Raw genomic sequence first — 22,370 nt, forward strand, 5'->3', positions numbered from 1 at the left:
AGTTGTGTAAACGCAGGCTCCGAAACGAGCCAGCCGTACGTCAGTGGCCGTTCAGTTCATGGACCGCGTGGTCCAGGAGGTCGCGCTGTACGGGCCGCAGCATGTAGGACCTGTTCAGGTAGGCGTCGATTTCCAGCTCGCCGGCGTCGCCACCAATGCTGAAGTAGTGCAGCCACAGCGATTCCAGGGTCAGGCCGGCCCTGCGGTAGGCCGCCGCCGTCCGCTCCCGCTGCTCCTCGGCAGTCTCGTCAGCGTTCATGGCCGTTCGTGGTCAGGTTCCGCGGGACGGTCAAGCACACTGAGTGCAACGGCGAAGAGGGGAGCTCCTTCCTGGCGCGACCGGTCAGTCAGTGCACGTAATGCGGCCCGCTCGCTAAGGTTCTGGCGCTCCATCAGCACCCCCTTGGCCATGTCGATCACACTCCGGCTGTGCAGGGATTCCTTGAGGGCAACGCTGAGCTGCTCGGCGCTTTCATGCGCCTGGATGTTGGCAAGCATTACGGCGGCGGGTGCGGCGAGGAGTTCCAGCAGGTGCTCGCTGGAGGTGTCGAAGGCATTGGGGCGGTCGGAATAGACTTTCAGCGCGCCGATGGCTTCGGCCGGTCGTTTTCCGTTGTGTCCGGGGAGAAGCAGGGGAACGCTGAGGCAGGACATCAGGCCACGCTGCGCGCTGGCCCTGCTCCACCTCGGCCAGCGTGTTTCCGTGGCGGCGTCGTCCACCCGGACGGTGGCGGGCCCTGCCCACGCCGCGAGGCATGGCCCCTCGCCGAGCTCGTACTGGAGTTGGTCGGCGTCTTCCACCAGCGCACTTGTGGCGGCCCTGCTTGTAGGACGGCCCTGGGCATCAAGGAGTGTGGCGCCGGCGCCGATGCTGCCGGGGATGCTTTCGAACGCCGCCTGGGCAATCTTGGCGATCGCCGGTCCGGCAACCTGTTCGGTCAGCAACAGGCCGGATACGCGCGCGAATACGGAGTAAAGTTCTCCGGTCACGGACTCTCTTCGCATTACGGGTCATCTCCTGGTTGCCGCCGAAACCGGCAGGAGAAACGCAAAGGCTGCCGCTTGGTCCAGCATAGACCGCATGGCTGTGCCTAGGCTGAGCCGGCCGGAATGGCCGCTCCCCGGACGATGTCCAGGGCCAATGCCGGCAGCCGCACTTTCCTGGCCCTGGCGGCTTCCGCGAGCAGTGCGATGGCGGCTTCACGGCTGGAACGCGTGTGCGCCATGACCAGGGCGAGGGCCGCATCTATGGTGGCCCGGGAACGAAGCGCTGCCCGCAGCCCATCCGGGTATGTCGGTGCGTCCAGCAAAGGATGCACCAGCAAGGCGAGCCGAAGGGGGCGGGACAGTGACTGCGCGTACCACTCAATGCCGGCCACGGTGGCCGGTCCGAACGCAGAGGTCCGGTGGGCGTAGCAGTTCAATGCGGCTGAAGCCCCTTCGCCAGCGTCAATGGGTACGGCCAGCACAGCATTGACAGCGGAATGCCTAACGGTCTCAAAGTAGCGGGTCCACCGTTCGTCCAGGCTGAGGTCATCCACCTTAACTGTTAGGCCGGTGCGCAGGGCGGTGAGGCAAGGGCCGTCGTCGAGCTCGTATTGGCGTTCATCCAAAAGCCGCGCCTTGTCCCCGCTGCTGGCAACAGTGAAGGGTGCGCCCGCCCGTTCGACGGAAATGGCACACAGGATAGGCTCGTCCGCACCAAGCTGGGAGGCTGAATAGAGAGTGAGGTCGAGGAGGAACGAGTCAAAGTCGCGGCTTTCCAGCAGCAGGTCCTGGAGGTGGTCGGCGGTAGACGTGGAGGCTGGTCCTGAGGCCATGCTGGGCCTCGATTCTATTTAGTCCCTGGTCCATACGGGCCGGGAGCGGCTGTGGCTGGTGGGCCATGGCCTGGGGCGCTCCAGAACTGGCGTACTGGAGCCGAAGCCCCGTTTCGACGGGATGCTTGCGCACGAATCCTTGGATTGCGCTCTCATTTCGAGCCTACGCGCAATAGCCTGCACAAGATACGGCAACACCTGCGAGGTTCCGGCGGATGTGCCTGGACCCACGCATTCCCGCGTGCCAGACTGTGGCCATGTTTGAGCACAAGCCCCAGCCAGGCTGGATTGCCGTGGAGGAATTCCTGACGGACAAGGTGGTCCATCCCGACGGATCGTTGCAGCGGGCGGTGCAGTCCGCGATCGACGCCGGGATGCCGCCGATCGAGGTGGCGCCCAACGCCGGGAAACTGCTCAAGCTACTGGTTCAGATGTCCGGTGCGCGCAGGGTCCTGGAGATCGGCACACTGGCCGGCTTCAGCACCATCTGGATGGCCCAGGGACTTCCCGACGACGGCACGCTGGTCACGTGCGAATACCTCACCAAACACGCTGACGTGGCACGGGCCAACCTTGACGCCGCCGGCGTGGGCCACAAAGTTGACATCCGGATCGGTGCCGCGCTGGATTCGCTGGCCGCCCTGGAGGCTGAAGGCCAGGAAGCCTTCGACTTTGTCTTCATCGACGCGGACAAGGAAAACGACTCCAAATACCTCGACTGGGCAGTCCGGCTGGGCCGGCCCGGCACCACGGTGATCCTCGACAACGCAGTGTGGGAAGGGGCCGTGCTGGAGCCAGCCATGGACCCGGTCAATGCGCCGGGAATCATCAGCGCCCTTGAGCTGATGGGGAAGCACCCCCAGCTGGACGCCACGGTGATCCAGACGGTCGGCTCCAAGGGATGGGACGGGTTCGCGCTGGCGGTCATCCGGTGACAGGGCTGCGCCGCCGGTAAATCGTCGGGTTCCAAAACTTCAGCCTCCGAAAAGTACTAAGTATGCTTAGAATGGTGTCCCGCCCGGAACCCCGGACGGGACGGAAGCTTGCAGCGGAGGCAATTGATGAAAGCGTCACCCACCCTGGCCAGTAACCTTCAGATGGTCCTCACCGACCTGATCGAATTGCACATGCAGGGCAAGCAGGCACATTGGAACATCGTGGGAACGAATTTCCGCGACCTTCACCTGCAGCTGGACGAAATCATCGAGGCCGCCCGGCAGTTCGCGGACGAGGCAGCAGAACGGATGCGGGCGCTGCATGCCCTTCCGGATGGCCGGAGCCGGACTGTCTCTTCCGATACGAGGCTGGAAGAGTTCCCCGCGGGCCTGACGTCCACGAAGGACGCCGTCAAGCTCGTCACGGCGAGGCTGGAACGGACGGTCAAGACCATGCGGGACGTCCATGACGAGGTGGATGAGGAAGACCCCACCAGCGCGGACCTCCTCCACGCCGTCATCGAACGCATGGAGCAACTCGCATGGATGGTAAATGCGGAAACCATGACGCCGTCGGCCGCCGTTACCGAGCCAGCTGGCAAATAGGCTGCGGCAGGGCAGGTCCGTGAAGGAACCCAAACCGCAGAGCCAGCCCGCGGCATCAGAACACCGGAGGCCGCGGCCCGTCAGGTTCACTGTGCCGTCAGGACCTGACGCCGCCCTGGAAAGCCTGCTCGACGCCGTGGCCTCGGCGGTGGGTGACGTGCCGGCACTCCTGGCGCTGGCGCGCGAGGCAGGAAGGGCGTGGCCGCAGCCAGGCCGGGGCAGCACGGCGGAGCTGTGGGAGCTGCTGGCATCCGTCACCGCCGTGGATGTTGCCGCCGGCCGGATCTTCGAGCCGCACTTTGATGCTCTTGCCATCCTCGCCCAGTCAGGGAGGGATCCGGGCAGTATTGAGGGCACCTGGGGAGTGTTCGCTGCCGAAGGTCCTGGGGCCAAGCTGGAAGCCAAGGCGGGCGACGGCGGCATCCTCCTGAGTGGTTCAAAGCCTTGGTGCTCCCTGGCGCCGCTGCTGGACCATGCAGTGGTAACCGCCCACACCGAGACAGGCGGCAGGGCTGCCTTCGCCGTGGACCTCCACCACCCGGGAGTGACCTGCGAGGAGCCGGCGTGGATCGCCCGCGGACTGCGGGAAATACCGAGCGGGACCGTGCACTTCAACCAGGTCCCGGCCGGGCAGCTGGGCGGCGACGGCTGGTACTTCGACCGTCCGGGCTTCGCGTGGGGAGGCATGGGCGTGGCCGCGTGCTGGCTCGGCGGAGCGGTTGCCGTAGCCAGGGACTTCGCGGACGGCCTTCGTGGGGCTTCGGACCGGGGCCGTGAAGCGGACCAGATTGCGCTCGCCGGCCTGGGCGAGACGGACCGCATCCTTTCGTCCTCTCTCCAGTACCTGACGCGGACGGCAGTGCTGATCGACGACGGCGGACTCGGCGACGGCGCTCAGCCGGCCGCCGTCGGTCGCTATGGAGATGCGGACCACCCAGGCACGGACCACCCCGGCACGGACCGCAGCGCGTGGAGCGAAGCGCTGCGCGTGCGCGGCACGGTGGCTGCCGCCGTCGAACGCGTCCTTTCCCTCGTCAGCCGGAACCGCGGGCCGGGACCACTGGCGTTCGACGAACAGTATGCCAAGCGGATGGCTGACCTGGCGCTCTATGTGCGCCAGCACCACGCCCAGCGCGACGACGCGCAACTCGGGGCGCTGACCCTGAAGGGGGAACGGCTGTGGTGACGTTTTCGCACACAGATGAAGGGACGGACGAGGCCGTCTGGGCTGCCAGCGGCCTCGCCGGCCTCGCTGAATTGCCGCTTGCCCCGGAGGAGCTGGCCGGTATGAGGTTTGTGGTGCTGGCGGCCCATCCCGACGACGAGACGCTCGGTGCCGGCGGGCTGCTGGCACAACTGCACCGCCTGGGGGCCGACGTCGACGTTGTACTATGCACCGCAGGTGAGGGGTCGCATCCCCACTCGAAAACAGTCTCCACGGACCAGCTGGGAACCACCCGCGTCAACGAGTTCGGCGCGGCCCTGGCCGCGCTGGGGCATGCCGGGAACTGGCGCTACCTGGGCCTGCCGGACGGCGGGATCGCCGGGCACGTCGCCGAGATCACCGCCGGCCTGCGCGAGGCTGTCAGCCGCCACGCCGGCCCGCCGGAACAGCTGGTCATTGTGGCCCCGTACCGTGCCGACGGCCACACGGACCACGACGCCCTGGGCGCGGCCGCGGCGCAGGTGGCGCTCGGCGGCGGCCACGCGCTGCTCGAATACCCCATCTGGTACTGGCTGTGGGCATCGCCGGCCCACTCCGAGTGGGAGTCCTGGGTCCGGCTTCCGCTGGACCGGGCAGCACAGGAGGCCAAGGCGGCGGCGATGGGCGCGCACGCCAGCCAGGTGCTCCCGCTATCGCCCCATCCGGGCGACGAAGCGCTGCTGGCTCCTGACTTCCTCCGGCATTTTGACCGCCCGTTTGAGACGTTCGCGTGGACGCCTGCAGCCAGCGGTGCCTCTGCCCCCCACAGCAGCGCGGATGCCCAACGGATCTTCGACGAGGTCCATTCAGCGTCCGAAGATCCGTGGAAATACACCACCAGCTGGTACGAACGCCGAAAACGCGCCCTGACGCTGGCCGCACTGCCGCAGGAGCACTACCGTTCCGGCCTCGAGATCGGCTGTTCCATCGGCACGCTCAGCCTTGAGCTTGCGGACCGCTGTACCAGCCTCCTCGCCGTGGACGCCAGCAGCACGGCGCTGGAGCAGGCCTCCGCCAGGCTGGCCCCGTTCCCCGGCGTGGCCACCCGACAGCTCACCCTTCCGGGGGAGTGGCCGGACGGCACCTTCGACCTGGTAGTTGTCTCGGAGGTGGGCTACTACCTGTCGCCGGCCGAGCTGGTGCTCCTGCTGGATCGCATCGAGGCGTCGCTGGAGCCCGGGGGCACCCTGCTGCTGTGCCACTGGCGGCACCCGGTCTCCGGCTGGGAGCTCGACGGCGAGACCGTCCACACGCTCGCACGGGACCGTTTGCGCTGGCCTGCCGCGGGCCTCTACCGGGAGCGGGATTTTGTGCTGGAAGCCCTGGTGGCGCCGCTTGACACCACCCCGCTGGAACCCTGATGGACCGCATCGGCGAGGTCGCCGTCGTCGTACCGGTCCACAACGAGGAGCAGCACCTGGCACGGGCCCTCGCCGGCATCCGGGCCGCGGCCAACGCCCTGCAGGCCCGCCAGCCCGACGTCGGGGTCGCCATCGTGGTTGTCCTGGACACCTGTACCGACAACTCCCTGGAGATGGCTGCGCGGGCCGCGGCGGCAGATACGCGGATCACCCTGCTTGAGGTTGCCTTCCGGAGCGTGGGGAAAAGCCGCGCGGCCGGCATCGAATCGTTCCTGGCCGCTTGTCCACTGTCCACGGATGCTGCTTCCCGGAGGCTGTGGCTGGCCAACACGGACGCTGATTCCTGCGTTCCCGCGAACTGGCTCCAGCGCCAGGTCGCGCTCGCGGACGCCGGGGCCGACGCCGTGCTCGGATCAGTGGAACCGGATCCCGACGGCATGGACGCCGAGATCCTGCGGCGGTGGCACGCCAGGCACCCGTTCGAGGAGAACCATGCCCACGTCTACGGAGCCAACTTTGGTGTGCGGGCTTCGGCCTACCAGTTGTCGGGTGGGTTTCCGCGCCAGCGCTCACACGAGGACCGCGCACTGGTGGAGAAGCTGCGCCGGCGCGGGTTCGCGGTCACGGCCACTGACAGCATCAGGGTGCTGACGTCGGGCCGTATCCACGCGAGGGCACCCCACGGTTTCGGCGCCTATCTTCTCGCCCTCGGGCTGGAGCCGGCAGTGGCGATCGAAGGCTGAGCCGGCCGAATGGGTTGATCCAAGGAGAAGGGCCGGGACGGCAGGTGCATACCTGCCGTCCCGGCCCGTGGGTTAGGTAACTGAAGGATCAGTCCTTCTTGAAGGCGTCCTTGACCTTCTCGCCGGCCTGCTTCAGGTCCGCCTTGGACTGGTCCATTCGTCCTTCGGCCTCAAGACGCTCATCGTCTGTTGCCTTGCCTGCGGCTTCTTTGGCCTTGCCGCCCAGCTTCTCGGCGGTGTTCTCGATTTTGTCATCCAAACCCATGGTGATTCTCCCTACGGCTTGTTTGCGGCGGCGGAATGCCACCGGTGGTTCTTCCATGCTAGCCAGCAAGGGCAGTGGTCAACAGTGGCTCAAACGGCATGAGTGCGGGAGGGAGCGGAGGAAACCGGATCGAGGGGGCCGACGGCGACTGGGGGGACTGGCCTCGGTCTCAGAAGAGGCCAACTCGCCGCCGACCCCGTCTGACGCCCGTGCCCAAGTGACACAAGCAAGCTAAATGGGGCCTGTCCTGTTTTGATTTTCCTCCAAGTTGGCGACCCTGCCTAGTCCTTCCGATTCGCGTCGCTGTTGTGGCGCTCGCGGAGTTCACGGCCGTGCCGGATGTCTTCTTCCTCCTGCTTCTGCAGCTTCTCGCTCTTCTTTGTGTCGCGGGGCGGCAATTGGATCGTTTCCTCAGCCTTGATGCCGGCCTGGAGTTGGCGTCCACGCTCCATCTCGGCGTCAAACTCGGCACCGAACAGCAATGACATGTTCAGGATCCAGAGCCACAGGAGCATCACGATTACTCCACCGAGGGCCCCGTACGTCTTGTTGTAGTTGCCAAAATTGGCCACGTAGAAGGCAAAGCCCAGCGATGCCAGGACAAAAATGACCAGGGCGATCAGGGAGCCGATGCTCATCCACCTGAACTTGGGCTGCTTCACGTTCGGGGTGGCGTAGTACAGGACGGCGATGATCACGATTACCAGGGCCACAATCACTGGCCACTTGGCAATGTTCCAGACGGTAAGGAAGGCTCCGCTCAGCCCGATGGCACCTCCCACCGCTTCCGAGACCGGTCCGCTCAGGACCAACATGCCGGCAAGCAGGGCCACGATGACCACGGCAAGGAGGGTGACGGCCAGCATGGTCCCGCGCAGTTTCACAAACGGGCGGCCCTCGTCCACTTCATAGATGCGGTTCATGGCCCGGCCGAACGCCCCCACATAGCCGGATGCTGACCACAGGGCCGTAGCCAGGCCGACGAACAGGGTGAGTCCGGCGGCAGGAGAGGAGGCAAGCTCCTCCACCGGGCCGCTGACAGTAGCAACGGTGTCGGAGGGGGCGATGCCGCGGACGATCTCCAGCAGCACCGCCGTCGTCTTTTCCGGATCGCCGAAAATCCCCACCAGCGAAACAAGTGCCAGGAGTGCCGGGAACAGTGACAGCACGGCGTAGTAGGTGAGGGCCGCGGCAAGGTCGGGGCATTGGTCTTTGGAGAACTCCCGCAGGGTCTTTTTAGCTATGTACTTCCAGGATGGCTTGGTGACGTCGGTGGGACTGTCTGGCTTGCGGGGATCGTCCGGTGCCGGGGCCTGGGCCGCCTTGGCAGTGCTGGTTTCTGAAGAATCATGAGGTGTCATGGGGTCCTCTCCCACGGTGAAAGCTAAAGCTGAAAAACAAACAGGCCGGCGCCGCCGGGGGAGGCGGGAGCCGGCCTGTCTGCTGGTTAAGGGTCAGGCGTTCTGGATGTGGTCCTTGGCGTCTGTTGCCTTGTCGCGTACGTCTGCGGCGGCGTACTGGCCTTCGGTTTTGAGGTGTTCGGCGGCGTCGGTGGCGGTGGCTTTGACGTTTTCCATGGCTTCCTGGGCTGGTTCCTTCAGGCCCTGGGCCATGTCCTTGGCGGCTTCGGTCAGCTCGACGGTCAGCGGTTCGGCGGCGGTTTTGAGGGCGTCGGCGGCTTCGCGTTCCTTCTCGCTCGCGGGAATGAGGGAGGAGAGCAGCATGCCTGCGCCGAAGGCGATCAGGCCGGCGGCCAGGGGGTTGCCCTGGGTTTTGGCCTTGACCTGGGCCGGTGCCTCGCCGATCGCGTGGCCGGCGTCGCCAAGGGCGCCGCTGACGGTGTCGCCGGCGTGGCCCATGGCGTCACCGGCGTGTCCGGTGCCGCTGTGGATGTTGGCTGTGGCGTGGTCGGCTGCTCCCATGACTTTCTCCTTCACGCCGAAGACGGCGCCCCTGACCTTGTCGGTTTGGCGGTGGACGATGTTGGACGGGGTGACTTTGTCGGCCACGGCGTCCACGTTGGTGCCGAGCCGGGCTCGGGTCGCTTCTATGTCTGAACGGATTGCGTCCGGGTTATCGCTCATCGTTTTACCTCACCGGGTTTCAGGGTTGGGGGGATTTCTGAGAGTGTTTCGCCTGTCTGGGGCAGGCCCTTGACCTGCTTGAGTTCCTTGCGGCCGATGGAGGCCAGGACGGCGGCGATGATGCCCCAGATCAGGGCGAGGACGACGGCGGACCAGCCCAGTCCCATCAGCTCACCCAGGGCGTACCAGAGCGCGATGGAGAGGAAGAGCAGGACGAAGTGCCCGGCCACGCCGGCGCCGGCGAGCATGCCGCCGCCCTTGCCGGCCTTCGAGGCTGACTGTTTCAGTTCGGCCTTGGCGAGCTCGACTTCCTGGCGCATCAGCGTGGACAGGTCACGGGTCACCTCACCGAGCAGGTCACCCAACGAGGTGTTATCCGCCTTCACATGCGCCGCCGAAGCAGGAGTTTCCGGCATCTGCGTGCTCATCACGGCCTGCCAGTCTGGCCGTCCGTGGAACGGTCCTTGGTGAGGGGGTCGCTGCCCATGGGGTCATCGGCAAGGTCGCGGTCCCGGAGCGGATCGTCGGCGAGCCGGTTGCCCGACCACGGATCTTCTGCCAGTTGCGGGCTGTCCAGCGGGCTGGCCGCGCTGGTGGTGCCGGGATAACCGGTCTCTCCGGCATAGCCCGGAGAGCCGCCGTCGAACCCGGCCGTTGTGGTGGCCGGCCCGGGAACCTGGACAGGTGGCGGTGGCACCGCGCCGCCGGAGGGGGTGTAACCGCCCGGGCCGCTGCTGTAGCTGTCGCTGCCATACTGGCCACTGAATTGGCCGGGTGAGCCGTTTGCGCGGGAGCCGTAATCGCCGGTGCTGCGTGCGGCCGTCGTGCTCGACTCCGGTGCGCCGGCGCTCAGGCTGCGGGTGAGCCTGCCGGCCAGTACTCCGGCGCCTGCGGCGAGGAGCAGGAACGTACCGGGCCGCTGCCGGGCGAAAGACTTGACTTCGTCCAGGAGCGATCCGGGATCGCGTCCGTCCAGCCAGGAGGCCACGGACGACGACCGGTCGGCAGCCTGGCGGACCAGGTCGCTGACGACGCCCGGCTGGTCGGAAGCCTGGGCCATGGCATGCAGTTCGTCTGAGATGGACCGAAGCCCGCTGGCAACCTTCTGCTGCTGGGCGCCGGCCTGGTGGGTGAGGTCGGTACGGGCCTGGTACAGCAGGTCCTTGGCGTTGGACCTGACCTCGGAAGCCACATTTGCGGCCTCCGTCTTGGCCGTCTCGGCCACGCCCTGCGCGGATTCCTTCGCAGTGCGTGCAACGTCACCGGCCTCGTCCTTCACGGCATCCTTGCGGGACGTCCCGTCGTTCTCGTCCGGGCGGGAATACGTGTCGTCCGACGGGGAATACCCCGGGGTCGCCGGGGGAGCGGGTTGTGCAGCGGAGGGGAAGGTGGTGGCGCTCCGCTCTCCAGCAGTCAATGGATTGGCCGGCGGTACCGTGTTGGTGCTGTCCGCGGGCCATTGGTTCTCTGTCATCTTCGCTCTCTCTTTCCAAGAAGGCTGGTTGTTGATTAAGAACCAGCGATACTGGCCGTAAAATAGTAAGCATGATTACCAACAGATAGTAAGTACCCTTGGTAAATAACTTTATGCAAGTTACCGAAGGTCAGCTTCTGTGGGCATCTGCCGGGCCGGCATAACAACATAGGAAGAGGTGGGTGGCGTGGAACCATGGGTTTGGGTGGTAGTTGGAATCGTTGTGGTGGTGCTGATTGTGTTGCTTCTGGTGACGGGACAGCGCCGTAAGGCAATCCAGCAGAAGCGGGATGAGTCGCACCGTGAGAAGGCGGCCGAGATCCGCCGCAAGGCCGAGGACATTGAACTGGACGCCCGCGAAAACGAGGCCCGGGCCACGCGTGCCAGGGCCGACGCCGAGCAGGCCCAGGTGGACGCTGCCAGGCTGCGTCAGGAAGCCGAGTATCGGGCTGCTGAGGCGGAGTCACTGCGCGGTGACGTTGCCGAGCACGCCAGGAAGGCTGACGCCGTCGACCCTGATGTGGAGACCGGCAAGGCGCATGACGGCGATGTCCGGACGCGCCGGGATGTCCGCGACGCCCACGCTGAGGAAGGTCGCGCTGAGGATGCGCGCCCTAGTGACGGCCACGTCGATCAGGCACGCACCGCGGACGGGCGCGTCGATGAGGCGCGCACGGAGGAAGCCCGCACCGACCGCGAAAACCCACGGTCGGGAATCTAGTGCGGCTTGGCTAGTCCCCGGGAGTCAGCCCCGTGGCTTCAGGACGGGGGAGGGCGCAACGCCTTCCCCCGTTGCCATGCCGTCCAGTAGATGTGCGATCGCATCGACGGACGATGTTTTGGGCTCCCAGTCGAGCAGCCTGCGCGCCCGCCCGGTATCCATCACGGGCGCGCCGGCGGCCATATCAATCCAGCCCGCGTCCGTAGGCTGGATGCGGAGTTTCCACGTCAGCCCGGCCAGCCCACGGAGCAGGGACATCGGGATGGGCAGGATCCGGCGCGCATGCAGGAGCCTGGCCAGCTCCTGCGGCGTGACCGCCGGTTCTGCGGCGATGTTGAAAGCCCCCGACTCGCGGCGGTCCAGTACGCGCCAGTACGCCTCGGCGACGTCGTCGGCGTGGACGGCCTGGAATATCAGCTCGTCCGGGGCCGGCAGGATAGGGATCTTCAGCCGGCGCGGCAGCAGCCGGGGAATCAGCGGGCCCAGGAAGTACTGTCCGATTTCGCTTCCGGCATTGCGCTGGAAAGTGAGGGCAGGCCGGAGCCTGGCCACCTTGACCCCTGGGTGGTCCGCCGCGAACCGGTCAAGCAGCGTTTCCTGCTCGGCTTTGTGCCTGCTGTAATGCGAGCCGGGTATCCCGGTGGCCGGCCAGGACTCGTCGGTCCTCCGGTCCTTGGGGGCTCTGCTGTAGGCGCCCACCGATGAGGCGCAGACAATATGCCCCACCCCGGATTGCCCGGCAGCCTCCAGGACATTGGCCGTCCCGGTGACATTAGTGCGGAACAGCTGTTCAAGGTCGCGGTTGGGCTGGAGTTGCCAGGCCAGGTGGACCACCGCATCCACGCCCGCCAGCGCTGCGCGGAGCAGTGGGAGGTCAGATTCCAGGCCGACATCCAGGGTGTGCCATTCCACGCCCCGGTACGGTGCCCGTGAGGTGTCCGGAAGCCTTCGGCTGATGCCCACCAGTTCCAGGGATCCGGGCTTTGATTCGAGTTGGCGCTGGAGATTGTGGAGCACCGCAGTCCCCACGTTTCCGCTTGCTCCGGTAATGGCGATTCGCATAGCAGGATTCTCCCTTCGCGTGGCTGTCTTGGCCACCTGCACACCGACACTATCTCCGGAACCATTGTTTAATAAGCAACCTTATGATTTCCTACTTCTAAGTCTTGCCGCAGGCTTTCGGACCCAGACCGAGGGAACCCACGACGATGCCCGACTTCCTTCCTGCACTTGCCTTGGATCAGCCACCTGCCCTGGATCAGCCCACCGCTCCACCACAGGAGGAGCGCAGCCCACAAGGGCCGGCTTCGAGGGGTGGACAACTCCGGGAGACCTTTGAGCAAGACCTTGTCCTGGAGTTCCTGGACCTTGCCGAGGCGCTGGCCGCCCGTTTCGATGCCCGGGGCAGGGAGCGTGCCGACCTGAACCAGGTTGCATACCTGGGCCTGGTCAAGGCCGCCCGGGGCTTCGACCAGGCCAAAGGAGACAGCTTCCCCGCCTATGCAGCCCCCACCATCAACGGCGAGCTGAAGCGGTATCTCCGCGACCGCAGCTGGATGGTCCGGCCGCCGCGGCACATCCAGGACCTCCGTACCCGCCTGTACCGGGTGGAACCCGAACTGGCCCAGGCGCTCGGCCGGACGCCCAGTATCGCCGAACTCGCGCAGGAGCTCGAGACGGACCCCGCCGACGTGCTGGAAGCGATCTGCGCCTCGAGCAGCATGCATCCGGACTCACTCGACGCCGTCAATCCCAACGGTGATTCGCTTCCGGTCGCCGAAATGCTTGCCACGCCAGACTCGCCGATTGAACGCCTGGAGGAACTGGCCTGCCTGCGGGAGGCGATGCATGATCTTGCCCCTGCGGACCGCGAACTGCTGTATCGGCGGTACTTCTGCGAAGAGACCCAGGTGCAGTTGGGCGAGCGGCTGGGCATGTCCCAGATGCAGGTTTCCCGCCGGCTCGCCCGCGTCCTGGTTGCGCTCCAACGCCGGCTGCAGGAGGGCAACTACGCAGATTCGAGCCCTGCGGCGGCCGCCAGCACCTCATCGGCGGAGATCGCGAGAAGGGCGGGATCAGGACGGTCCGAGAAAGGATCCCCGCGGCGCAGTTCCGCCCGCGTCAGAACCACGTGAGGTCCCGGCGGCGGCCCCCACCGTTCCGGCCCCACCGGCCCGAACAGCACAACCGAAGGCCGGGCATACGCCGACGCCAGATGGGCAGCGCCGGTATCGGCGGAAATCACCATCCGCGCGCCGGCCACACAAGCGGCAAAAGCCTGCAGGTCGAGCAGGCCGGCCAGGACGGCAGTTTCGGTGAGTCCTGCCAGGCGGCAGACCTCACGCGCCCGGTCCCGCTCCGGGGCGCTCCCCGTAAACACCACTTCATGGCCGTCAGCTGACAACTGTCTGGCAACGTGGGCGAACCGTTCCGCCGGCCAGAGCCGGCTGGCGAAAGCTGCGCCGACGTGGATCACCGTGGCGCCGGGAAAATCAGTAGGCCGGGGCGGGAGGAGCAACCCGCATTCGAGTGGGTCGGCGTCGATCCCGTGCCACTGCAGCAGGCGTGTCCAGCGCTCCCGCTCATGCATGTCCTCGACCCATTCCGGGCCGTCGCCGGACCTTCCCCGATGCTGCAGGACCCGACGGGACCCGATGGCCTGGAGGAGTTCACTGCTCTGCGGACCTTTGCCATGGAGGTTCACGGCAATATCCACGCCACCCGGCCGGAAGGGAAGCGGAGCCTCAAGGCCCGGCACCGGCAACAGGTCGAAACCGCCCACCAGATCCACAACGCCGGCCAGCCAGCCCGGAGCAGCATACAGCAGCCGGTGCCCCGGAAATGCCCTCCGCAACGCGTGAAGTGCCGGCACGGCCACAAGAAGGTCGCCCAAAGCGAGTGCCCGCAGCACCAGCAGCTGCGGCTGGCCCTCACGCGCCGCCGTCGGAATGGTCATAACTACACCTCCCTGCCGTGCTGAGGAGTCTAGTACCCGGGAAATGGACCTGTGCTGTTTAGGAGCCTGGACCATGGGGAACTAGGTGGGTATGGGAAGCTCCGAAAGTCCGCAGCTCCGGGCTGTCCTTTTCGACCGGGACGGAACGCTGGTAGTCGACGTGCCCTACAACGGCGACCCGGCCCAGGTCCGGCCCATGCCAGGAGCCAGGGACGCCGTCGACTGGGTGCGTCGCAATGGCCTGGCCACGGGCGTGGTCAGCAACCAGTCCGGCCTGGGCCGCGGGCTGCTGGACCGGGCACAGGTGGACCGGGTTAATGCCCGCGTGGAGCAGATCCTGGGCCCGTTCGACGTCTGGGAAATCTGTCCACATGCAGCGGGGGAAGGCTGCAGTTGCCGTAAGCCCGCTCCCGGAATGGTGCACAATGCCTGCCGGAAACTGGGCCTTGAAACCTCCGAGGTAGCCCTGATCGGGGACATTGGATCCGACGTTGAGGCTGCCGAAGCCGCCGGAGCCGTCGGCGTGCTGGTTCCCACCCCCGTGACGCGCCCCGACGAGGTGGCCCGGTCCCGGCTGGTGGCGCCGGATCTTGCCGGAGCAGTCCGGCTCCTGCTGGAGAAGGCCTGATGGCACGCGTACTGGTGGCACGCATGGACAGTGCCGGCGATGTCCTGCTGGCCGGGCCGGCGGTGCGAGCCGTAGCGAATGGCCGGCGGCCTGACGGTGGGCAGCCCAATGAGGTGGTGATGCTGTGCGGCCGCGAGGGTGGGGCGGCAGCGGCACTGCTGCCGGAGGCCACGGAGATCTACACCTGGGACAGCCCCTGGATCGTGAATCCCGCCCCCGCGATGACAGGACCCCATGCGGACCGCCTGATTGAGTACGTCAAAGACTCCAGGATCAGCCAGGCAGTGATCCTCACGTCCTTCCACCAGTCGCCGCTGCCGCTGGCGCTGCTGCTGCGCCTGGGCGGCGTGGGGCACATTACCGGGGCCTCCATCGACTACGCAGGCTCACTCCTGGATGTCAGGCTCCGGCCCGGCGAGGACTTCCCGGAGGAACAGCCCGAGGCGGAACGGGCCCTGGGCATCGCCCAAGCGGCGGGCTTCCGGCTCCCTGAACGGGACGACGGAAAACTGAAAGTGAAAGCCGTTCCGGACGTCAGAGACCTCGTGGGCGAAGGCCGCTATGTGGTGGTCCACCCGGGTGCAGCCGTTCCAGCCCGGGCCTGGCCGCCCCTTCACCACGCTGCCGCCGTAGAACTCCTCGAAGGCGCGGGACACCGCGTGGTGGTGACCGGGGGCCCCTCGGAAACCTCACTGACCGCCACGGTCGCGGGTCCCGCCGCAGTTGACCTTGGAGGCCGCACCGATCTGTCCACGCTCGCCGGCGTCCTCGCCGGGGCAGACGCCGTGGTCACCGGCAACACCGGTCCGGCCCACCTGGCAGCTGCCGTGGGAACACCGGTTGCCTGCCTGTTCGCCCCGGTGGTTCCGGCCGTGCAGTGGGCGCCGTACGGCGTTCCGCTGGAGCTCCTCGGCGACCAGGACGCACCTTGCCGGCTCACGCGGGCGCGGGTCTGCCCTGTCCCGGGCCACCCCTGCCTCGGTTCGGTCTCACCCCAGGACGTGGTCGATGCGGTGGAAAGGCTGATCGGCGGAGTGTCCTCCTTCAGCACTCACGTCAGTACCCGGAGAAAGGCCAGAAGCTGATGAGGATTTTGCTGTGGCACGTGCACGGGTCCTGGACGGATGCCTTCGTCCGCGGCCCCCACGAGTACCTGTTGCCGGTCCTCCCCGAAGGCGGACCGTGGGGTCTGGGACGTGCGGGCAGGGAGTGGCCTGCCGCCGCCCGGGAGGTGGCATTGGCGGACCTCGACGCTGACTGTATTGACGCCGTCGTTCTTCAACGGCCCGAAGAAATCGCCGAGGTTGCCAGGGCGCTGGGGCGGCCGCCGGGGATCGGGTTGCCGGCGGTGTTCGTGGAGCACAACACGCCGAAGGGCGATTTCCCGTTCACACGGCATCCGCTCGCCGACCAAGGGGCTATCCCCATCGTCCACGTAACCCACTTCAACAGGCTGGCCTGGGACAGTGGCAGCGCGCCCGCCGTGGTGATCGAACACGGAATCCCGGATCCCGGGCACCTCTACTCCGGTGAGCTTCCGGAGCTCGGAGTGGTGGTCAATGAACCTGTGCGGCGGGGGCGGGTGACTGGGACGGACCTGCTGCCTGCCTTCGCGGCGGTGGCACCCCTGCAGGTGTTCGGCATGAAAACAGAGGGCCTTGCTGCCGCGATCGGTGGGGACAAGTCCAGGCTGAAGCTCCGCGGGGATCTGCGGACCCGTGAACTGCACCGCGAACTGGCCCGCTGCCGTGTATACCTGCACCCCATGCGGTGGACATCCCTGGGACTGTCCCTCCTGGAGGCCATGCACCTGGGCATGCCGGTCCTCGCCCTGGCCGCCACGGAGGCGCCGCGGGCGGTGCCGCCGGAAGCCGGCGCGGTGTCCGCCGACGTCGACGAACTGCTCCGCTCCGCCCGCCGCCTGCTCGCCAACCCTGAGGAAGCACGACGGCGGGGCCTCGCCGCCCGCGCTTCGGCGCTGGAACGCTACGGCCTGGCCCGGTTTTTGGACCGCTGGAACGAGGTCCTCGCGGACCTCCGCACCCAGCCCGCCGCCAACGGCCACCGGCACCCCCACACCACACGTCTGGAAGAGCAGATCCCCGCTCCGGCGCGAGAAAGGAACATCCCATGAAGATCTCGATGGTTTCCGAGCACGCCAGCCCGCTGGCAGCACTGGGCGGGGTTGACGCGGGCGGACAAAACGTCCACGTTGCCGCCCTGTCGGAGGCGCTGGCGCGCCGCGGCCACACGGTGACCGTGTACACCCGGCGCGACGCGGAGGACCTGCCCGCCCGGGTTAAGGCAGGTTCGCGGCTGGAGGTGGTGCACGTGGACGCCGGACCTCCCTGCCACGTCCCCAAGGACGGGCTTTTGCCCCACATGGGGGACCTCGCGCAGGGCATCGCCGAGGACTGGGGGCAGCGGCCGCCGGACGTGGTGCACGGGCATTTCTGGATGTCTGGGATCGCTGCCCTTGAGGCGGCCCGTCGCGCCGCACGCCGGGAGGGCCCGGTGGCCCGGGACTCCACCGGACGGGCCCCCGGGCAGGACGATGCTGAATACCGGGTTCCGGTCATCCAGACCTTCCACGCGCTCGGTACCGTCAAACGCAGGCACCAGGGCAGTGAGGACACCAGCCCGCCGCAGCGGCGCTGGCTGGAACCCGCTGTTGGCCGGTCGGTGGACAGAATCATCGCCACCTGCTCGGACGAGGTGTTCGAACTGAAGGCGATGGGAATCGACGCCGGCAAGGTGTCCATCGCGCCGTGCGGCGTGGACCTGGGCCTCTTTTCCACGGACGGCCCGCGTGCCCCCAAACCCAGGGCGCACCGGCTCCTCTCTGTTGGCAGGCTGGTGCCGCGCAAGGGCGTGGACTTGGTGATCCGCGCGCTTCCGCTCTTGGCCAAGGCGGGCTTCACCGACGTCGAACTCCTCATCGTTGGCGGTGGAGCAGAGCCTGGGACGCTCCACGCAGACCCGGAAGTGCGCAGGCTCCTGGACCTTGCCGAAGGGCTGGGCATTGCGGACAAAGTGACATTGGCGGGGCAGGTGCCGCGGGAGGCCATGCCCGGGATCTTCCGCAGCGCCGACGCCGTCGTGTGCACGCCGTGGTATGAACCGTTCGGCATCGTTCCACTGGAAGCCATGGCCTGCGGGGTGCCGGTGGTGGCTGCCGCGGTGGGCGGCCTCCAGGACACAGTGCTGGACCACGGCACCGGGCTGCACGTGCCGCCCCGGGACCCGGAGGCGATTGCCAACGCCCTGGCCGTCCTGCTGGGAAACCCGGACCTTCGCGCGGAACTGGGGGCCGCAGGGCAGGCCCGCGCCCGGGCCCGGTACTCCTGGGACCGGGTTGCCGCAGAAACAGAGAAGGCTTACCAGTTGGCGATGGCGAAACTTCCGGCCCTGCGAATGGAAGGGGCAGCACTGTGACGGCCGAATGGTCCGTCCGTGAAGCCGACCTTCAGGCGCTCGCGTTTCCGGCCACCCTGCCGGGGCTGGAGGCCTCGGACAGGGAGATGGCGGACAGCGCGTCCGGGGACACGGCGGCCAGTGAAGCCGTGCGGCTGCACCTGGACAACGTGGTTCCTGCACTGGAATCACTCCGGGCCCAGTCCGGCCGGCTCTCGGCGTGGGGCGTGGAATTGGCGCAGCGCCTCCTCCGGGGCCAGCGGCTCCTGGCAGCCGGAAACGGGGGCTCGGCGGCCGAAGCCCAGCATCTGACGGCCGAACTGGTGGGGAGGTTCGACGGCGAGCGTGTCCCCTTCTCTGCCATTTCGCTGCACGCCGACACGTCAGCAGTGACGGCGCTTGCCAACGATTACGGCTACGAGCAGGTGTTCGCCAGGCAGGTCCGGGCCCACGGCCGTTCCGGGGATGTGCTGCTACTCCTATCCACCAGCGGCCAAAGCCCCAACCTGCTGCGCGCGGTGGAAGCTGCCGGGCGCCTTAACGTCACCACCTGGGCGCTGACGGGCCCCGGGCCAAATCCGCTGGCCACCGCCTGCGACGAGGCAGTGATGGTTGACGCCCTCAACGCCAACGCGCAGGAGGGGCACCTGATTGCCCTGCACGCCATCTGCCGGGCTTTTGACCTGGAGGTCCGCCGGCCGAGCGCCGGAGTCCAGGCCGGACCGGCACAATCGGAGTGGGGTGCGCCATGGGAATCGTAGTGGTCGGGGATGTGATCCTGGACGTTGACCTGTCCGGGGATGCCACCAGGCTGAGCCCGGACGCGCCGGTTCCGGTGGTTGATGTGACCGGGGTGAAGCGGCGCGCGGGCGGAGCCGGGCTGGTGGCCAGGATGCTTGCCGGGGACGGCTGGCCCGTCACCCTGGTCACGGTGCTGGCGGATGACGACGCCGGGCGGCAGCTTGAGGCGGCGCTCGCAGGGGTTCGCCTGGCGGCCGGTCCCACCAGCTTCCCCACTCCGGTCAAGACGCGCGTCCGGGCCGGGAAACACCCCGTGGTCCGGTTCGACCAGGGCTGCAGTCCTGTGCCGGTGCCCGATGTCACGCCCGCAATGCTGCGGGCCGTGGAAAAGGCCGGCGCCATTATTGTTGCGGACTACGGCCGCGGCCTGGCGGCCAACCCGCAGTTGCGGGAGCTGCTGGCCGCACTGGCGGAGGACGTGCCGATCGTGTGGGATCCGCATCCCGCCGGAGCGCCTCCCGTTGCGGGGGTTGCGGTGGTGACGCCCAACCTGGCGGAGGCGCACCAGGCGGCCGGCAGCGGCGCGAGTGGACGGGGGCGATCCGACCCGGTGGACGGGGCCGCCGAGGTTGCCGGCATCCTGTTGGACCGGTGGAGCAGCCGCGCTGTCTTAGTGACCACGGGCGAGCGCGGGGCCATGCTGCTGCGCGAGCGTGACCGCGTGCCGCGGTCCGTTCCGGCACCCAGGGTGGAGGCATCCGATCCTTGCGGGGCAGGCGACCGGCTGACGGCGAGCCTGGCAGTGCACCTCGCGGCAGGCCGGGACATGGAAGACTCCGCTGTCCTCGCCGTCCATGAGGCCGCGGATTTCCTGGCCGCCGGGGGAGTGGCATCGTTGCCGGAGCCGGGCGTGCCCGTCAAACGCAGGCACCGCACCACCGAGCCCCTGCTCCTGGCCCGCAGCGTACGGGAAAACGGCGGCAGGGTGGTGGCGACCGGCGGCTGCTTCGACCTGCTGCACGCCGGCCACGTCAGGTCACTGGCGGCCGCCCGCGAAATGGGTGAGTGCCTTGTTGTCTGCCTGAACTCGGACGCATCGGTCCGCCGGCTCAAGGGCGATGGGCGGCCCATCATGAACCAGCAGGACCGCGCCGAACTGCTGCTGGCGCTGGAATGCGTGGACGCCGTGATGGTCTTCGACGAGGACACGCCGGAGGCCGCGCTGGCCCGGCTGCGGCCGGACATCTGGGTGAAAGGCGGCGACTACAAGGGCGCCAAGCTTCCCGAGGCCGAGCTCGTTGAGGGCTGGGGCGGCCGCTGCGTCACCGTCCCCTACCATCCGGCCCGGTCCACCACCGGACTCGCAGAGGCGTTGGGCAAGGTCAGCTAGGCAACGTATCCCGCAATCGAAAGGAACACCATGCATACAGAGACACCCTGGCCCGGCCGCATCCTGGTCACCGGAGGAGCCTCCGGACTGGGGGCTGCCGTCGTCGACGCCGTCCTGCAGGCGGGCGGAACGCCGGTGGTCCTGGACCGGGACATCAGTGCCGTCTCCGGCGTGAAGGCCTTCGAAGTCGACGTCGCTGACCGCCTGGCCGTAGAGCAGGCGGTGCGGGAAGCTGCGGAGTCCCTGGGCGGACTCGAGGCGGTGGTCACTGCCGCCGGGATCGACCGCTGCGGCAAGCTCGCCGACGTCGACGCCGGCGAGTGGGAGAAAGTGATCGGCGTCAATCTCCTGGGCACGGTCTCCGTGGTCCGCGCCGCGCTGCCCTACCTGATGGAGTCCCGAGGAAGGGTGGTCACGGTGGCCTCGACGCTGGGCAAGCGGGCGGTGGCTGACGCCACGGCCTACTGCGCTTCCAAGTTCGGCGTAGTGGGGTTCAGCCACGCCCTTGCCGCGGAAACCGGCGGCCGGATCGGCGTCACCACCATGATCCCCGGAGGCATGAACACCCACTTTTTTGACGACCGGACCGAGCAGTACAAGCCGCAGGACGACTCCCGGCTGAACAGCCCGGGCAACGTGGCACAGGCCATCCTGTTTGTGCTCTCCCAGCCCCCGGGGTGCGAGGTGCGGGAGATGCTGATCTGCCATGCTGAGGAGGGCTCCTGGCCTTGAGGCTGCGGTCCTGCCCCCGAGCTTGGGCTAGTGCCCCAGCAGGCTTCGGACGTCCCGGTACACGTCGGCCGGCTGGATTCCGGCCACCAGGCACTCGTCGTGCGGGCAGCGCGGCGCCGTCCAGCCCACCTGCGTCACGTCAGCGCCGCACACCGGACAGTGCGTTACCCAGGACAGCCGGATCCGGTGCATGCCGCGGCCCAGGGGAGCGGCCGTGAGGGCGTTCCCCGCCCAGTAGATCCCTACCGTTGCCGCACCCAGCGCCTGCGCCAGGTGCCGCGGGCCGCTGTCGTTGGCCAGCACCACGTCGGCGCGGGCCAGCAGGGCGGCCAGTTCACCCAGCCCCAGCTTCCCGGCCACGGAGGCCACGGGACCGGCCACCCACGCCGCACCGGGACCGGTTCCGCTGGAGGGCCCGACGGCGGCAGTCACCACTGCTTCCGCCAGCCCGGTTTCGCTCCGGTCACCCACCACCAGGACCCGGCAGCCGTCGTCGGCCGCTGCCCGGGCCGCCTCGCCGAAGCTGGCAGCGGGCCAGCGTCGGCGGGGATCGCTGGCCCCCGGATGGATCACCAGCAAAGGCTCCCCAACGGGTGCCAGCGCCGCACCGAGCTTGGCAGGCAGCTGTGCAACGAACCTCTCCTGCGGCTGGAGCCGCGCTTCGAGTGCCGCTGGCAAGGCGCCGGCCAGGCCCGCGACTTCCAGGGCACGCATCGGCTCGTGCTGGTAGTAGGCGTACGGGAGCGTCCGCTCCAGGGGGACAGCGTCGGGCGTCGCGGATCCCACCGTGTGCCGGGCCTGCAGCCGCAGCAGGAACGGGTTGGAAAACCGGCCGCCGCCATGCAACTGGACCGCCAGGTCAAACGCCCGTGCCCGGGCGTCGAGGAAAAACCGGTCGACGGCGGCTACGTCCTCCGTGCCGGGCCGAACCCCTTCGGCGAACGGCAGCACCATGAAATCGTCCACCGGGCTCCGGACCTCCGCCAGCAACGACCCGTGCAGCGGTGTTCCCAGCAGGGTCACCGTCGAGCCGGGGTACGCCTTCTTCAATGCGGTCACTGCGGGAAGCGCGAACATCAGGTCGCCCAGGCCGCCGCCACGCAGCACGGCAATACGGCAGACGCCGTCGAACCTGCCCAGCACCGGTCCAACGCCCCGGCTGGTCTGTTCCATGCGGGCTCCTTCCACGCGCCGCTCCGTCCGTGTGGTGCCACCCTACGGATGCTCCGGCCTGCTGGCTAGGGGCGCATTCTGTCGGTGCGTCCACCGTGTAAACATCCGTTCCCGGGGTACGGG

24 protein-coding genes and 1 pseudogene are annotated in these 22,370 nt (G+C 67.8%); 14 read left to right on the forward strand and 11 right to left on the reverse strand.

What is annotated here, in order from left to right; all coding sequences use genetic code 11:
• Positions 1 to 40: 40 nt before the first annotated feature.
• The 3 genes from ABV518_RS10930 to ABV518_RS10940 form a co-directional block, all read right to left on the reverse strand.
• On the reverse strand, positions 41 to 259 hold the full coding sequence (locus ABV518_RS10930; RefSeq protein WP_367767101.1) for a hypothetical protein: 219 nt from the start codon (positions 257 to 259) through the stop codon (positions 41 to 43).
• Positions 256 to 990 (reverse strand): ANTAR domain-containing protein, encoded by a 735-nt coding sequence (locus ABV518_RS10935; RefSeq protein WP_367767102.1) that lies wholly within the window; start codon positions 988 to 990, stop codon positions 256 to 258. The genes ABV518_RS10930 and ABV518_RS10935 overlap by 4 nt, the downstream gene beginning before the upstream one ends.
• Positions 991 to 1,091: 101 nt before the next feature.
• The gene (locus ABV518_RS10940; RefSeq protein WP_367767103.1) at positions 1,092 to 1,820 is read right to left on the reverse strand and encodes a GAF domain-containing protein; all 729 of its coding nucleotides are present in this window, start codon (positions 1,818 to 1,820) and stop codon (positions 1,092 to 1,094) included.
• A 257-nt stretch (positions 1,821 to 2,077) separates the two neighbouring features.
• Here ABV518_RS10940 and ABV518_RS10945 point away from each other — a divergent pair, with 257 nt between their 5' ends.
• The 5 genes from ABV518_RS10945 (at position 2,078) to ABV518_RS10965 (ending at position 6,669) form a co-directional block, all read left to right on the forward strand.
• Complete coding sequence (locus tag ABV518_RS10945; protein WP_367767104.1) at positions 2,078 to 2,755, forward strand: O-methyltransferase; 678 nt, start codon at positions 2,078 to 2,080, stop codon at positions 2,753 to 2,755.
• Positions 2,756 to 2,881: 126 nt separating this feature from the next.
• On the forward strand, positions 2,882 to 3,361 hold the full coding sequence (locus tag ABV518_RS10950) for a Dps family protein (protein WP_367767105.1): 480 nt from the start codon (positions 2,882 to 2,884) through the stop codon (positions 3,359 to 3,361).
• Positions 3,362 to 3,452: 91 nt separating this feature from the next.
• Positions 3,453 to 4,547 (forward strand): acyl-CoA dehydrogenase family protein, encoded by a 1,095-nt coding sequence (locus ABV518_RS10955; protein ID WP_367767107.1) that lies wholly within the window; start codon positions 3,453 to 3,455, stop codon positions 4,545 to 4,547.
• The gene (locus ABV518_RS10960) at positions 4,541 to 5,926 is read left to right on the forward strand and encodes a PIG-L family deacetylase (protein ID WP_367767108.1); all 1,386 of its coding nucleotides are present in this window, start codon (positions 4,541 to 4,543) and stop codon (positions 5,924 to 5,926) included. The genes ABV518_RS10955 and ABV518_RS10960 overlap by 7 nt, the downstream gene beginning before the upstream one ends.
• Entirely contained in the window at positions 5,926 to 6,669 is a 744-nt protein-coding gene (locus ABV518_RS10965; RefSeq protein WP_367767109.1) for a glycosyltransferase family 2 protein, read from the forward strand. Before ABV518_RS10960 ends, ABV518_RS10965 begins: the two co-directional genes overlap by 1 nt.
• An 88-nt stretch (positions 6,670 to 6,757) precedes the next feature.
• Here ABV518_RS10965 and ABV518_RS10970 read toward each other — a convergent pair whose 3' ends face one another.
• The 5 genes from ABV518_RS10970 to ABV518_RS10990 all read right to left on the reverse strand — a co-directional run bounded on the left by ABV518_RS10970 (position 6,758) and on the right by ABV518_RS10990 (position 10,492).
• Entirely contained in the window at positions 6,758 to 6,934 is a 177-nt protein-coding gene (locus ABV518_RS10970) for a CsbD family protein (RefSeq protein WP_367767110.1), read from the reverse strand.
• A gap of 281 nt (positions 6,935 to 7,215) precedes the next feature.
• Positions 7,216 to 8,295 (reverse strand): YihY/virulence factor BrkB family protein, encoded by a 1,080-nt coding sequence (locus ABV518_RS10975; RefSeq protein WP_367767111.1) that lies wholly within the window; start codon positions 8,293 to 8,295, stop codon positions 7,216 to 7,218.
• Positions 8,296 to 8,388: 93 nt separating this feature from the next.
• Positions 8,389 to 9,018: a DUF3618 domain-containing protein gene (locus ABV518_RS10980; RefSeq protein ID WP_367767112.1), complete on the reverse strand. Its 630-nt coding sequence runs from the start codon at positions 9,016 to 9,018 to the stop codon at positions 8,389 to 8,391.
• On the reverse strand, positions 9,015 to 9,446 hold the full coding sequence (locus ABV518_RS10985; RefSeq protein ID WP_367767113.1) for a phage holin family protein: 432 nt from the start codon (positions 9,444 to 9,446) through the stop codon (positions 9,015 to 9,017). The genes ABV518_RS10980 and ABV518_RS10985 overlap by 4 nt, the downstream gene beginning before the upstream one ends.
• Complete coding sequence (locus ABV518_RS10990; RefSeq protein ID WP_367767114.1) at positions 9,446 to 10,492, reverse strand: hypothetical protein; 1,047 nt, start codon at positions 10,490 to 10,492, stop codon at positions 9,446 to 9,448. Before ABV518_RS10990 ends, ABV518_RS10985 begins: the two co-directional genes overlap by 1 nt.
• A 187-nt stretch (positions 10,493 to 10,679) precedes the next feature.
• Between ABV518_RS10990 and ABV518_RS10995 the strand changes: the two genes are divergently transcribed.
• Positions 10,680 to 11,213, forward strand: a complete 534-nt coding sequence (locus ABV518_RS10995) for a hypothetical protein (protein WP_367767115.1) — start codon at positions 10,680 to 10,682, stop codon at positions 11,211 to 11,213.
• A 24-nt stretch (positions 11,214 to 11,237) separates the two neighbouring features.
• On the opposite strand, the gene ABV518_RS11000 is transcribed toward ABV518_RS10995, so the two are convergent.
• Entirely contained in the window at positions 11,238 to 12,275 is a 1,038-nt protein-coding gene (locus ABV518_RS11000; protein ID WP_367767116.1) for an NAD-dependent epimerase/dehydratase family protein, read from the reverse strand.
• Positions 12,276 to 12,421: 146 nt separating this feature from the next.
• On the opposite strand from ABV518_RS11000, the gene ABV518_RS11005 reads away from it, so the two are divergent.
• Positions 12,422 to 13,348, forward strand: coding sequence for a sigma-70 family RNA polymerase sigma factor (locus tag ABV518_RS11005; RefSeq protein WP_367767117.1), 927 nt, complete (start codon positions 12,422 to 12,424; stop codon positions 13,346 to 13,348).
• Here ABV518_RS11005 and ABV518_RS11010 read toward each other — a convergent pair.
• A pseudogene (locus ABV518_RS11010) lies at positions 13,246 to 14,169 on the reverse strand (glycosyltransferase family 9 protein); the annotation flags it as partial. The gene ABV518_RS11005 and the pseudogene ABV518_RS11010 sit on opposite strands and share 103 nt — an antisense overlap.
• 91 nt (positions 14,170 to 14,260) lie before the next feature.
• On the opposite strand from ABV518_RS11010, the gene ABV518_RS11015 reads away from it, so the two are divergent.
• Genes ABV518_RS11015 through ABV518_RS11045 form a run of 7 tightly spaced genes read left to right on the forward strand, consistent with a single transcriptional unit; the run spans position 14,261 to position 21,074 of the window.
• Positions 14,261 to 14,797 (forward strand): D-glycero-alpha-D-manno-heptose-1,7-bisphosphate 7-phosphatase, encoded by a 537-nt coding sequence (locus ABV518_RS11015; protein WP_367767118.1) that lies wholly within the window; start codon positions 14,261 to 14,263, stop codon positions 14,795 to 14,797.
• Positions 14,797 to 15,882, forward strand: coding sequence for a glycosyltransferase family 9 protein (locus ABV518_RS11020; protein ID WP_367767119.1), 1,086 nt, complete (start codon positions 14,797 to 14,799; stop codon positions 15,880 to 15,882). Before ABV518_RS11015 ends, ABV518_RS11020 begins: the two co-directional genes overlap by 1 nt.
• A complete protein-coding gene (locus ABV518_RS11025) occupies positions 15,882 to 16,931 on the forward strand; it encodes a glycosyltransferase (RefSeq protein ID WP_367767120.1) in 1,050 nt (349 codons plus the stop codon). The genes ABV518_RS11020 and ABV518_RS11025 overlap by 1 nt, the downstream gene beginning before the upstream one ends.
• The gene (locus tag ABV518_RS11030) at positions 16,928 to 18,232 is read left to right on the forward strand and encodes a glycosyltransferase (protein WP_367767121.1); all 1,305 of its coding nucleotides are present in this window, start codon (positions 16,928 to 16,930) and stop codon (positions 18,230 to 18,232) included. The genes ABV518_RS11025 and ABV518_RS11030 overlap by 4 nt, the downstream gene beginning before the upstream one ends.
• Entirely contained in the window at positions 18,229 to 18,972 is a 744-nt protein-coding gene (locus ABV518_RS11035) for an SIS domain-containing protein (protein ID WP_367767123.1), read from the forward strand. Before ABV518_RS11030 ends, ABV518_RS11035 begins: the two co-directional genes overlap by 4 nt.
• Positions 18,960 to 20,342 (forward strand): D-glycero-beta-D-manno-heptose 1-phosphate adenylyltransferase, encoded by a 1,383-nt coding sequence (gene rfaE2 / locus ABV518_RS11040; RefSeq protein WP_367767125.1) that lies wholly within the window; start codon positions 18,960 to 18,962, stop codon positions 20,340 to 20,342. Before ABV518_RS11035 ends, rfaE2 begins: the two co-directional genes overlap by 13 nt.
• A 30-nt stretch (positions 20,343 to 20,372) precedes the next feature.
• A complete protein-coding gene (locus ABV518_RS11045; protein ID WP_367767126.1) occupies positions 20,373 to 21,074 on the forward strand; it encodes an SDR family oxidoreductase in 702 nt (233 codons plus the stop codon).
• 27 nt (positions 21,075 to 21,101) lie between these two features.
• Here the strand turns inward: ABV518_RS11045 and ABV518_RS11050 are convergent, their stop codons facing one another.
• The gene (locus ABV518_RS11050) at positions 21,102 to 22,247 is read right to left on the reverse strand and encodes a glycosyltransferase family 9 protein (protein ID WP_367767127.1); all 1,146 of its coding nucleotides are present in this window, start codon (positions 22,245 to 22,247) and stop codon (positions 21,102 to 21,104) included.
• Positions 22,248 to 22,370: the final 123 nt, after the last annotated feature.

Origin of the sequence: Arthrobacter sp. HS15c (genome assembly GCF_040812005.1) — a bacterium.
Lineage (GTDB): Bacteria > Actinomycetota > Actinomycetes > Actinomycetales > Micrococcaceae > Arthrobacter.

Excerpts from the sequence above, each read along its gene's own strand:
- ABV518_RS10930 (WP_367767101.1), bottom strand. The coding sequence starts at position 259 with ATGAACGCTGACGAGACTGCCGAGGAGCAGCGGGAGCGGACGGCGGCG.
- ABV518_RS10940 (WP_367767103.1), bottom strand. The coding sequence starts at position 1,820 with ATGGCCTCAGGACCAGCCTCCACGTCTACCGCCGACCACCTCCAGGAC.
- ABV518_RS10945 (WP_367767104.1), top strand. The coding sequence starts at position 2,078 with ATGTTTGAGCACAAGCCCCAGCCAGGCTGGATTGCCGTGGAGGAATTC.
- ABV518_RS10950 (WP_367767105.1), top strand. The coding sequence starts at position 2,882 with ATGAAAGCGTCACCCACCCTGGCCAGTAACCTTCAGATGGTCCTCACC.
- ABV518_RS10965 (WP_367767109.1), top strand. The coding sequence starts at position 5,926 with ATGGACCGCATCGGCGAGGTCGCCGTCGTCGTACCGGTCCACAACGAG.
- ABV518_RS10970 (WP_367767110.1), bottom strand. The coding sequence starts at position 6,934 with ATGGGTTTGGATGACAAAATCGAGAACACCGCCGAGAAGCTGGGCGGC.
- ABV518_RS10975 (WP_367767111.1), bottom strand. The coding sequence starts at position 8,295 with ATGACACCTCATGATTCTTCAGAAACCAGCACTGCCAAGGCGGCCCAG.
- ABV518_RS10980 (WP_367767112.1), bottom strand. The coding sequence starts at position 9,018 with ATGAGCGATAACCCGGACGCAATCCGTTCAGACATAGAAGCGACCCGA.
- ABV518_RS10985 (WP_367767113.1), bottom strand. The coding sequence starts at position 9,446 with ATGAGCACGCAGATGCCGGAAACTCCTGCTTCGGCGGCGCATGTGAAG.
- ABV518_RS10990 (WP_367767114.1), bottom strand. The coding sequence starts at position 10,492 with ATGACAGAGAACCAATGGCCCGCGGACAGCACCAACACGGTACCGCCG.
- ABV518_RS11000 (WP_367767116.1), bottom strand. The coding sequence starts at position 12,275 with ATGCGAATCGCCATTACCGGAGCAAGCGGAAACGTGGGGACTGCGGTG.
- ABV518_RS11005 (WP_367767117.1), top strand. The coding sequence starts at position 12,422 with ATGCCCGACTTCCTTCCTGCACTTGCCTTGGATCAGCCACCTGCCCTG.
- ABV518_RS11015 (WP_367767118.1), top strand. The coding sequence starts at position 14,261 with ATGGGAAGCTCCGAAAGTCCGCAGCTCCGGGCTGTCCTTTTCGACCGG.
- ABV518_RS11020 (WP_367767119.1), top strand. The coding sequence starts at position 14,797 with ATGGCACGCGTACTGGTGGCACGCATGGACAGTGCCGGCGATGTCCTG.
- ABV518_RS11025 (WP_367767120.1), top strand. The coding sequence starts at position 15,882 with ATGAGGATTTTGCTGTGGCACGTGCACGGGTCCTGGACGGATGCCTTC.
- ABV518_RS11030 (WP_367767121.1), top strand. The coding sequence starts at position 16,928 with ATGAAGATCTCGATGGTTTCCGAGCACGCCAGCCCGCTGGCAGCACTG.
- rfaE2 (WP_367767125.1), top strand. The coding sequence starts at position 18,960 with ATGGGAATCGTAGTGGTCGGGGATGTGATCCTGGACGTTGACCTGTCC.
- ABV518_RS11045 (WP_367767126.1), top strand. The coding sequence starts at position 20,373 with ATGCATACAGAGACACCCTGGCCCGGCCGCATCCTGGTCACCGGAGGA.
- ABV518_RS11050 (WP_367767127.1), bottom strand. The coding sequence starts at position 22,247 with ATGGAACAGACCAGCCGGGGCGTTGGACCGGTGCTGGGCAGGTTCGAC.